Origin of the sequence: Streptomyces sp. NPDC056347, assembly GCF_042262625.1 — a bacterium.
In the GTDB taxonomy this organism is placed as follows: domain Bacteria; phylum Actinomycetota; class Actinomycetes; order Streptomycetales; family Streptomycetaceae; genus Streptomyces.
In genome coordinates this window covers 1-9,558 of record NZ_JBHJQP010000240.1, presented here as the reverse complement: position 1 = coordinate 9,558, position 9,558 = coordinate 1, and the positions used below count along the sequence as shown (strand labels likewise).

10 protein-coding genes are annotated in these 9,558 nt (G+C 72.0%); 4 read left to right on the top strand and 6 right to left on the bottom strand.

The genetic code is table 11. The features are described 5' to 3' along the window. Positions 1-49 precede the first annotated feature (49 nt). The 3 genes from ACFCV8_RS33645 to ACFCV8_RS33635 all read right to left on the bottom strand — a co-directional run bounded on the left by ACFCV8_RS33645 (position 50) and on the right by ACFCV8_RS33635 (position 3,109). A complete protein-coding gene (locus tag ACFCV8_RS33645) occupies positions 50-538 on the bottom strand; it encodes a glutathione peroxidase (RefSeq protein WP_376689304.1) in 489 nt (162 codons plus the stop codon). A gap of 200 nt (positions 539-738) precedes the next feature. Beyond that, on the bottom strand, positions 739-1,269 hold the full coding sequence (locus ACFCV8_RS33640; RefSeq protein ID WP_376689303.1) for a GNAT family N-acetyltransferase: 531 nt from the start codon (positions 1,267-1,269) through the stop codon (positions 739-741). A 70-nt stretch (positions 1,270-1,339) separates the two neighbouring features. Then, on the bottom strand, positions 1,340-3,109 hold the full coding sequence (locus ACFCV8_RS33635; protein ID WP_376689302.1) for a cation:proton antiporter: 1,770 nt from the start codon (positions 3,107-3,109) through the stop codon (positions 1,340-1,342). Between the two features lie 235 nt (positions 3,110-3,344). Between ACFCV8_RS33635 and ACFCV8_RS33630 the strand changes: the two genes are divergently transcribed. Next, positions 3,345-3,800 carry a DUF6325 family protein gene (locus ACFCV8_RS33630; protein ID WP_376689301.1) on the top strand — a complete coding sequence of 152 codons (456 nt, stop codon included), beginning with the start codon at positions 3,345-3,347 and terminating at the stop codon, positions 3,798-3,800. Between the two features lie 36 nt (positions 3,801-3,836). Beyond that, entirely contained in the window at positions 3,837-4,130 is a 294-nt protein-coding gene (locus tag ACFCV8_RS33625) for an SHOCT domain-containing protein (RefSeq protein ID WP_376689300.1), read from the top strand. A 12-nt stretch (positions 4,131-4,142) separates the two neighbouring features. Here the strand turns inward: ACFCV8_RS33625 and ACFCV8_RS33620 are convergent, their stop codons facing one another. Continuing rightward, positions 4,143-4,799 carry a hypothetical protein gene (locus ACFCV8_RS33620; RefSeq protein WP_376689305.1) on the bottom strand — a complete coding sequence of 219 codons (657 nt, stop codon included), beginning with the start codon at positions 4,797-4,799 and terminating at the stop codon, positions 4,143-4,145. A gap of 103 nt (positions 4,800-4,902) precedes the next feature. Here ACFCV8_RS33620 and ACFCV8_RS33615 point away from each other — a divergent pair, with 103 nt between their 5' ends. Beyond that, entirely contained in the window at positions 4,903-5,142 is a 240-nt protein-coding gene (locus ACFCV8_RS33615) for a DUF6011 domain-containing protein (protein ID WP_376689299.1), read from the top strand. 14 nt (positions 5,143-5,156) lie between these two features. On the opposite strand, the gene ACFCV8_RS33610 is transcribed toward ACFCV8_RS33615, so the two are convergent. Together ACFCV8_RS33610 and ACFCV8_RS33605 are read right to left on the bottom strand one after the other, a co-directional pair. Next, positions 5,157-6,029: an acyl-CoA thioesterase gene (locus tag ACFCV8_RS33610; RefSeq protein WP_376689298.1), complete on the bottom strand. Its 873-nt coding sequence runs from the start codon at positions 6,027-6,029 to the stop codon at positions 5,157-5,159. A gap of 31 nt (positions 6,030-6,060) precedes the next feature. Next, complete coding sequence (locus tag ACFCV8_RS33605) at positions 6,061-8,634, bottom strand: DEAD/DEAH box helicase (protein ID WP_376689297.1); 2,574 nt, start codon at positions 8,632-8,634, stop codon at positions 6,061-6,063. 83 nt (positions 8,635-8,717) lie between these two features. Between ACFCV8_RS33605 and ACFCV8_RS33600 the strand changes: the two genes are divergently transcribed. Next, on the top strand, positions 8,718-9,509 hold the full coding sequence (locus ACFCV8_RS33600; protein WP_376689296.1) for a metal-dependent hydrolase: 792 nt from the start codon (positions 8,718-8,720) through the stop codon (positions 9,507-9,509). Positions 9,510-9,558: the final 49 nt, after the last annotated feature.

Below are 9,558 nucleotides of genomic sequence, written 5' to 3'. Positions count from 1 at the left end.
GGGCGGGACCGGACCTCCGGACCCGCCCGGCGGCCGGGTGCGCGAGGCGTCAGGCCGGCAGCTGCGCCTCGATGGCCGAGACGAGCTCCGGCGCCTCCGGGTCCGTACCCGGACGCAGCCGCGCGACCGGCAGTCCGGCCGGGGAGATGAGGAACTTCTCGAAGTTCCACTGGACGTCGCCGGCCTCGCCGTCCGCATCGGCCAGCCGCGTCAGCTCCGCGTAGAGCGGGTGGCGGCCCTCGCCGTTCACCTCGGTCTTCTCCAGCAGCGGGAAGGTGACGCCGTACGTCGACGAGCAGAAGGTCCCGATCTCCTCCGCCGTCCCCGGCTCCTGGCCCGCGAACTGGTTGCACGGCACGCCGAGCACGGTGAACCCGCGTGCCGCGTAGGCCTTCTGGAGCCTCTCCAGACCCGCGTACTGCGGGGTGAGCCCGCACTGGGACGCGACGTTCACCAGGAGGACCACCTTGTCGCGGTAGTCGGCCAGGGAGGTGGGCTCGCCGGTGAGGGTGCGCAGGGGGATGTCGTGCAGCGTCATGTGGGTCTCCTCATAGGTATGGCTACCGAGGCCATTGTCACGTCCCGGGACGGCCTGCCGGAAGCGGGCCCTTCGGCCGCGACGCCGCCCGCGCGCCGTCTGCCTGGGCGTTCCGGCCCCGCGTGCCGGTCACGGACGACCTCGACGAGCGACCGGGCATGTGTACCGAACTTTCGTTCAATGAACGGGAGTTCGCCGAGTCAGTGATGTACCGGGGTGATCGCCTTGTAGTAGAGCGTCGTCGGACGCAGGGCCCCGGCAGGGTCCGCAGCGTACTCGGGGATCGACCCGCACTCCGTCCAGCCGGCCGCACGGTAGAGCCGCTCGGCCGGACCGCCGCTCTCGGTGTCCAGGACCAGCAGCGAGACTCCGGCGTCGGCGGCCGACCGCTCGACGGTGTCCAGCAGCGCGCGGCCCAGTCCCCGGCCACGGGCCGACCCCCGCACCATCAGCTTGGCCACCTCCGCGCGATGGCGGGCGTTGGGCAGGGTGGCCCGGGCCAGGCTGATGGTTCCGGCGATCCGCTCGCCGTCACGGGCGATCCAGATCCGCAGCGGCCCGCCCTCCACGCCCCGGGCCCGCTCCCGCCACCAGGCGGCGGCCGCCTCCCGGTCCAGCGGTGCGAGGAAGCCCACCGACGCCCCGTCCGCCACGGCGTCCATCAGGAGCGCGGCCAGTTCATCGGCGTAGGTGATCAGCTCGGGGCCGGTCAGAGGAACGATCTCGGTCATGCGCAAGGTCCTTTCGCGGTGGTCGCGTTCATCGCCGGGAACATCGTCCCCGCCCGTCGCGCGGCGGTCCTCACCTGGTGCCCGGCACGGGCGGGGGAGTGAGGAGTACGGCGGTGTCACCCGGCCGGACCTCCGGGACACGGGTCCGGGTGACCGGGGCGAGCCGGCCGTCCGCGCGGACCACGAACAGCACCTCGTACCCGGCCGGTACGGCCCCGTCCGCCCGCCGCGCCAGCACCCGGGCCCCCGCCTCGTACCGGCGGGCCAGCTCCGGCCCGGTCAGACCGGAGCGGAACAGCGTCTCGCCCCCGGTGTACGGAGCCACCACCCCCTGGCCGCCCGCGGCGGGTGCGAGCCGGTGCACCGGGCCCTCGACGCTCTCCCGCAGCATCGTCGCGGCGAGCGCGTCGAACTCGTCCCTCCCGGTGAGCAGCAGCACACCGGTGATGCCCTCCAGCTCCGCCCCGGTACCGGAGGCCGTCGCCAGCAGCTCGCCCGGGGCCAGCGGCAGCCCGGCCGCCTCGATCCGGGCCTGTTGCCGCCCGGCACCCGCCCACATCAGCACGTCCAGCCCCGCCGAGCGCAGCGCCAGCCCCAGATCGACCGCCCACGGCTCACCGCCGACCAGCAGCGGCCGGGACCGCGAGGGGCGCAGCACCCCGAGCCACCGGGCGACCGGATACGCCGTCAGGCCGTACAGCGTCACCGTCGCGACGATCACCACGAACGTCGCGGGCAGAATCCGTTCGGCCCCGCCGACGCCCCGTGCCACCAGGGTCTCCGAGAAGGTGGCGGCGGTCGCGGCGGCGACGATGCCGCGCGGCGCCATCCAGCCGATGAACCACCGTTCCCCGCCGCTCACCCCGGTACCGGCCGTCGACACCAGCGCCACCAGCGGACGCACGACCAGCACCAGGAAGGCGGCCAGCGCGAGCGAGGGAAGCACGACGTGCCGCAGCGAGGCCGGGGTGACCGTGGCCGAGATCGAGACGAACAGCAGGCCGATGACCAGCGAGACCAGAGTGTCGAGGAACGGCCGTCGGGCCGGCAGGTCCAGCCCCGGCAGATTGGCCATGGCCATCCCCATCACGATCGCGGAGATGAGCCCGGTGTCCTCGCGGATCGCGTCGCACGCGGCCGCGACCCCGACCACCGCGGCGATCTGCGCGGAGGCGGCCAGTTCCTCGGTGAGCCGGACCCGGCGCAGCAGCAGCCACAGCAGACCCGCCCCGATCGCCCCGCCGATCGCCCCGACCGCCGCACTGGCCGAGAACTGTTCCAGCCGGCCCCCGAACCCCCTGATCCCGCCGGCCACGACGGCATGGAAGACCAGCGCCCCCAGAATGCCGCCGACCGGGTCGATCAGCGCCCCCTCCCAGACGAGCACCCGCTGCACCCGTTCGGCGGGCCGGACGAAATTCAGCAGCGGCCCGACGACCGTCGGCCCGGACACCACGAGAATCGCCCCCAGCATCACCGCCGCGCCCCTGGACATGTTCAGCACCGGCACGGCGAACAGCGCGGCGGACAGCCAGGTGATGAGCGTCCCCAGCCAGAGCAGCCGTACCACCACGCGCCGCGTGTCACCCCGCAGCCGCCCCAGCTCCAGGCCGAGCCCCGCCTCGTAGAGGATCACCGCCACCGCGAGGGAGACCAGCGGGGAGAAGGCCCCGCCGAGCAGCTTGTCGGGATGGACGGTGTCCGTCAGCGCACCCGCGACGAAGCCGACCGGCAGCAGGACCAGCAGCGCGGGCACCCGCAGCCGGCTCGCCAGCAACTGCGATCCGACCGCGAGGACCACGATCAGACCCGCCCCCACCATGACCTGATCGGCCGTCATGCCCGTCCCTCCTCCGAAGTGCAGGCGCGATCATCGCCGTCGCCCGGCACCGGTGCCGGGCGCGGCTCGCACGCCTCGGCCATCGGGAGGACCCGCCGTCCCTCCGACGGAGCAACCGGCCCGGACCGGTCCCGCCGGCCATGGCCGGGATGCGCCCCGGTCCGGACACTGCTCCAATGACCAGGGCACAGGCCCCGGGCCGGACCCGGGGCGGTCGAGACGCCAAGGAGCCGGTGTGAGCAGCGAGACCGACGAGACGGGACCGGTGGACTATCTGGTGGTCGAGTTCCCGGGGAACCGGATGACGGGCGAGGGACTGCCCCTGCTGGTCGATCTGGTCGACCGGGGCATCATCCGCGTCCTGGATCTGGTCTTCGTGCGGAAGGACCGGGACGGGGCGGTCGTGGGGGTCGAGCTGTCCGAGCTGATCGGCGACGGCCACGACGACCTGGCCGTCTTCGAGGGGGCCGCCTCCGGGCTGATGGGCCCGGACGACATCGACGAGGTGGCCGCCGTCCTCGAACCGGGCAGCGCCGCCGGGGTCGTCGTCTACGAGAACGTGTGGGCCGGGCCGTTCGCGGCCGCCTTGCGGCGCTCCGGCGCACGCATCGTCGCGGGCGGGCGTATCCCGCTCCAGGAGGTCCTGGCCTCGCTCGACGCGGCCGAGGCCAAGGCCGCGACCGGGGCCTGAACCGCCCCGCGGAGTCAGTTCAGAGGAGATCACACCATGCCAGGTCTGCTTCGGGGCGTCGCCCGCACCGCGGTGATCGCCGGAACCGCCACTTCCGTCTCCAACCGGGTCTCCCGGCGCCAGGCGGGCCGCTGGGCGCAGCAGGACGCCCTGCGGGTCCAGGAGCCGGGCGGTCAGGCACCGCCGCCTCCCGCGCCCACCACCCTCGCGCCGGAGGAGGAGATGAGTCACAAGATCGCCCAGCTCAAGGAGCTCGGCGACCTCAAGAGCCGGGGCGTGCTGAGCCAGAGCGAGTTCGAGGCACAGAAGGCCCGCGTCCTCGGCACCTGACCGGATGCCGGGTCAGTCCTTCCTGTCGTCCCAGGGAGTGCCCAGCCAGCCGTCGAAGGAGCGGAGCAGCGCGCTCAGCGCCGCCGCGAGCCGCTGATCGACCCACGGCGCGTGCACATGGACCTGGTCGCCGTCCGAGAAGAACTCCAGCGGAACCTCCTTGCCGGTCCGCCAGACGATGCGCCGGGGCCCGCGTGCCACGTCGCCCCCGCCGCTCAGCAGGCTCCCCACCCCGATCGCCACCTGAACGGGGAACAGCAGCCACCACACGTACCACCAGAAGATCCGGCCCTTGAGGCCGACCGCCTCCGGGCAGCCCGGCTGGGAAATTGTCCAGCGGGTCCGCAGCCCCTTGCCGTACAGGGCCTTCTCCCGGACCAGGGTGCCGATGAGCTCGCCCCAGGCACCCAGCACCCGGTACGTGGCGACGCCGTCGGCCACGGACGCGGTGACCACGGTGGCCAGCCGGGCCCGGCGCCCGGGGTCGGCCCACAGCACGAAGGACCGTGCGCCCGTCCTGCGGGCCGCGAGGTACGCGGGTATCCCGCCCTCCGGGAGCTCGCGTTCCAGATGGGCCACGACCCGGGACGGCCCGCCGGACGCGTCGGTCAGCTCGACGACATGACCGACCGCCCCCGCCACCTTCGTGGCCGGCTTCGTCGTCAGCACACTGCTCAACCGTCAACTCCTCCGTCATGTGCCCGGACGCCGCACAGCGGACGTCACGCGGTAGACGTCGCACAGTAGACGGGCGGACTGAGAAGATCGATCCGTGGAACCCGCCGAGCTCTTCCCCGAGCCTCCCCCCGGACCCCCGACCGAGGACGCGCCGGACGAACCCGCCGCCCGGCGACGCGTGGTGCGCTGCCGCATGTGCGGCCGCCCGCTCACCGGCACGGCCTCACGCCGCACCGGCCTCGGCCCCTCCTGCGACGCCAAGCTCCACCCGGCGCCCCCGGACATCCGCACCCGTCGCCACGAGGTCGAACAGGAACCGCTGCCCGGCATCTGAACCGGACGGAGGCGCTACCCGCCGAGACGGCGGAACAGCCCCTCCTGCACCACGGACACCAGCAGATTGCCGTCCCGGTCGTAGATCCGGCCGCGCGCCAGCCCCCGCCCGCCGGTGGCGACCGGCGACTCCTGGTCGTACAGGAACCACTCGTCGGCCCGGAAGGGGCGGTGGAACCACATCGCGTGGTCCAGCGAGGCCATGTCGAAGCCGCGCGGCCCCCACAGCGGCTCCACCGGAATACGGACCGCGTCCAGCAGCGTCATGTCGCTCGCGTACGTCAGCGCGCAGGTGTGCACCAGCGGATCGTCGCCCAGCGGGCCGACCGCGCGCATCCACACCGCGCTGCGCGGGTCGGCGTCCTTGACCTCCGCCGCCGTCCAGCGCAGCCGGTCGGCGTACCGGATGTCGAACGGCTGGCGCCGGGCCATCCGCTCCAGCGCCTCCGGAAGCGCGCCCAGGTGCTCACGGACCTCGTCGGCGACGGTCGGCAGCCCCTCCGGATCCGGGACCTCGCGGGACGGCGGCAGCTGGTGCTCGAAGCCCGCCTCCTCCGGACGGTGGAAGGAGGCCGTCAGATTGAAGATCGTCCGGCCCTGCTGGATCGCCGTGACCCGGCGGGTGGTGAACGACCGGCCGTCCCGGACGCGCTCCACCTGGTACACGATCGGCACCCCCGGCCGCCCCGGCCGCAGGAAGTACGCGTGCAGCGAATGGACCGGCCGGTCCCCGTCGGTGGTCCGGCCCGCCGCGACCAGCGCCTGCCCGGCGACCTGCCCGCCGAAGACCCGTTGCAGGGACTCGTGCGGGCTGCGGCCCCGGAAGATGTCCACCTCGATGCGCTCCAGGTCGAGGAGATCGACCAGGCGCTCGGCGGGATTCGTCATACGGTTCCCCTCCACCAATTCCGTTCCCGCTTCACATCTGCCCCACGGAGGTGACCCTGACGACAGCCCGGCCCTCCTCGTCGGAAGCGGCCAGGTCGATCTCCGCGCTGATACCCCAGTCGTGGTCGCCGTTCGGGTCGGCGAAGCTCTGCCGGACCCGCCACAGCCCGTGCGCCGGGTCCTCCTCGATCCGCAGCAGCTTCGGGCCCCGGGCGTCCGGGCCGGTGCCCAGATCCTCGTACTCGTCCCAGTAGGCGTCCATCGCCTCGCCCCAGGCGTCCGCGTCCCAGCCCGCCTCGCCGTCCAGCTCGCCCAGCTCGTCCACCCTGTCCAGGGCGGCCAGCTCCACCCGGCGGAACATCGCGTTGCGCACCAGCACCCGGAAGGCGCGGGCGTTGGCCGTCACCGGCTTCACCTCGTCGGCCTTCTCCTGCGCCTCCTCGGCCGTCTCGATCTCCGGGTTGGCCAGCTGCTCCCACTCGTCGAGCAGGCTGGAGTCCACCTGGCGGACCATCTCGCCCAGCCAGGCGATCAGATCCTCCAGGTCCTCCGACTTGAGGTCGTCCGGGATGGTGTGCTCCAGCGCCTTGTACGCGCTCGCCAGATACCGCAGCACGATGCCCTCGGTGCGGGCCAGCTCGTAGTGCGAGGTGAACTCCGTGAACGTCATGGCACGTTCGTACATGTCACGGATGACGGACTTCGGCGACACCGGGTGGTCGCCCACCCACGGGTGGCTCCTGCGGTACACGTCGTACGCGTGCCACAGCAGCTCGCTCAGCGGCTTCGGGTACGTGACCTCCTGGAGCAGTTCCATCCGCTCCTCGTACTCGATCCCGTCCGCCTTCATCTGCCCCACGGCCTCGCCACGCGCCTTGTTCTGCTGCGCGGCGAGGATCTGCCGGGGGTCGTCCAGCGTCGACTCCACCACGGAGACCATGTCCAGCGCGTACGAGGGGGAGTCCGGGTCCAGCAGGTCGAACGAGGCCAGCGCGAAGGTGGACAGCGGCTGGTTGAGCGCGAAGTCCTGCTGGAGATCGACCGTGAGCCGGACGATCCGGCCCTCCGCGTCCGGCTCGTCGAGCTGCTCCACCACCCCGCCGTCCAGCAGTGAACGGTAGATCGCGATGGCCCGCCGGATGTGCCGCAGCTGCGCCCTGCGCGGCTCGTGGTTGTCCTCCAGCAGCCGCCGCATCGCCTCGAAGGCGTTCCCGGGGCGGGCGATCACGGACAGCAGCATCGTGTGCGTGACCCGGAAACGGGAGGTCAGCGGCTCCGGATCGGACTGGATCAGCTTGTCGAAGGTCGTCTCCGACCAGGCGACGAAGCCCTCGGGGGCCTTCTTGCGGACGACCTTGCGCTTCTTCTTCGGGTCGTCGCCCGCCTTCTTGACGGCCTTCTCGTTCTCGATGACGTGCTCGGGCGCCTGGGCCACCACGAAGCCCGCCGTGTCGAACCCGGCCCGGCCCGCCCGCCCGGCGATCTGGTGGAACTCCCGCGCCCGCAGCGTGCGCACGCGCGTCCCGTCGTACTTGGTGAGCGCCGTGAAGAGCACCGTGCGGATCGGGACGTTGACGCCGACGCCGAGGGTGTCCGTACCGCAGATCACCTTCAGCAGACCGGCCTGGGCCAGCTTCTCCACCAGCCGCCGGTACTTCGGCAGCATGCCCGCGTGGTGCACCCCGATGCCGTGCCGGACGTAGCGGGAGAGGTTCTTGCCGAACTTGGTGGTGAAGCGGAAGTTGCCGATCAGATCGGCGATCTTCTCCTTCTCCTCCTTGGTGCACATGTTGATGCTCATCAGCGACTGCGCCCGCTCGACGGCCGCGGCCTGCGTGAAGTGCACGATGTAGACCGGCGACTGCCGGGTGTCCAGCAGCTCGGTCAGGGTCTCGGTGATCGGGGTCAGCCGGTACTCGTAGCTGAGCGGCACCGGCCGGGTCGCGGAGCGCACCACGGAGGTGGGGCGGCCGGTCCGGCGCGTCAGGTCCTCCTCGAACATCCGGACGTCGCCGAGCGTGGCCGACATCAGGACGAACTGGGCCTGCGGAAGCTCCAGCAGCGGGATCTGCCAGGCCCAGCCGCGGTCCGGTTCCGCGTAGAAGTGGAACTCGTCCATCACGACCTGGCCGATGTCGGCGTACTTGCCGTCACGCAGCGCGATGGAGGCCAGCACCTCGGCCGTGCAGCAGATCACCGGGGCGTCGGCGTTGACCGAGGCGTCGCCGGTGAGCATGCCGACGTTCTCCGTACCGAACAGCTTGCACAGGTCGAAGAACTTCTCCGAGACCAGCGCCTTGATCGGCGCGGTGTAGAAGGTGACCTTGTCCTGGGCCAGTGCGGTGAAGTGCGCACCTGCCGCGACCAGGCTCTTCCCGGAACCGGTCGGGGTCGAGAGGATCACGTTCGCACCGGAGACCACCTCGATCAGCGCCTCCTCCTGGGCCGGATAGAGGGTGATGCCCCGGGTCTCGGTCCATGACGAGAAAGCCTCGAAAAGGGCGTCGGGGTCGTCGGTCGGGGGCAGCTGATCGATAAGGGTCACGCCCCCATCTTGCCTGCCTTCCGCCCGGATGAGGGAACCGGACGACCGTATGAAGATCATGAGCGATACGCTTCGCACTCAACTCGGCCGTGTCCGGGTGGCCATGGCGGCGAAGCGAAAACACTCTGGGGGCGGGAAGAACCATGATGGGACCGGCACACTCTCTGTCCGGGGCGGCGGCCTGGCTGGGGGTGGGTGCCGCGGCGGCCGCCGCGGGTCATCCGATGCCCTGGCCCGTTCTGGTCGTGGGCGCGCTCATCACCGCCGGAGCGGCGCTCGCCCCGGACCTCGACCACAAGTCGGCGACCATCTCGCGCGCCTTCGGACCGGTGTCCCGTGGCCTCTGCGAGATCGTCGACAAGCTCTCGCACGCCGTCTACAAGGCGACGAAGATGCGCGGCGACTCGCACCGCAACGGCGGTCACCGTACCCTGACGCACACCTGGGTCTGGGCCGTCCTGATCGGCGGCGGCGCCTCCGCCGCGGCGATCACCGGCGGCCGGTGGGCGGTCCTGGGCATTCTCTTCGTCCATCTGGTGCTCGCCGTCGAAGGGCTGCTGTGGCGGGCCGCCCGGATGTCCAGCGACGTCCTGGTGTGGCTGCTCGGTGCGACCAGCGCCTGGATACTCGCCGGGGTCCTGGACCAGCCGGGCAACGGCTCCGACTGGCTGTTCACCGACCCCGGCCAGGAGTACCTGTGGCTCGGGCTGCCGATCGTGCTCGGCGCCCTGGTCCACGACATCGGTGACGCGCTGACCGTCTCCGGCTGCCCGATCCTGTGGCCCATCCCGATCGGCCGCAAGCGCTGGTACCCGGTCGGGCCGCCGAAGGCCATGCGGTTCCGGGCCGGCAGCTGGGTGGAGCTGAAGGTGCTGATGCCGGTGTTCATGGTGCTCGGGGGAGTGGGCGGAGCGGCCGCGCTGAACGTCTTCTGAGGACCGGGAAGGTCCGCGACGGGCGGGCCGGGGGTACGCACCCCCGGCC

Excerpts from the sequence above, each read along its gene's own strand:
- ACFCV8_RS33645 (WP_376689304.1), bottom strand. The coding sequence starts at position 538 with ATGACGCTGCACGACATCCCCCTGCGCACCCTCACCGGCGAGCCCACC.
- ACFCV8_RS33640 (WP_376689303.1), bottom strand. The coding sequence starts at position 1,269 with ATGACCGAGATCGTTCCTCTGACCGGCCCCGAGCTGATCACCTACGCC.
- ACFCV8_RS33635 (WP_376689302.1), bottom strand. The coding sequence starts at position 3,109 with ATGACGGCCGATCAGGTCATGGTGGGGGCGGGTCTGATCGTGGTCCTC.
- ACFCV8_RS33625 (WP_376689300.1), top strand. The coding sequence starts at position 3,837 with ATGCCAGGTCTGCTTCGGGGCGTCGCCCGCACCGCGGTGATCGCCGGA.
- ACFCV8_RS33610 (WP_376689298.1), bottom strand. The coding sequence starts at position 6,029 with ATGACGAATCCCGCCGAGCGCCTGGTCGATCTCCTCGACCTGGAGCGC.
- ACFCV8_RS33605 (WP_376689297.1), bottom strand. The coding sequence starts at position 8,634 with ATGATCTTCATACGGTCGTCCGGTTCCCTCATCCGGGCGGAAGGCAGG.
- ACFCV8_RS33600 (WP_376689296.1), top strand. The coding sequence starts at position 8,718 with ATGATGGGACCGGCACACTCTCTGTCCGGGGCGGCGGCCTGGCTGGGG.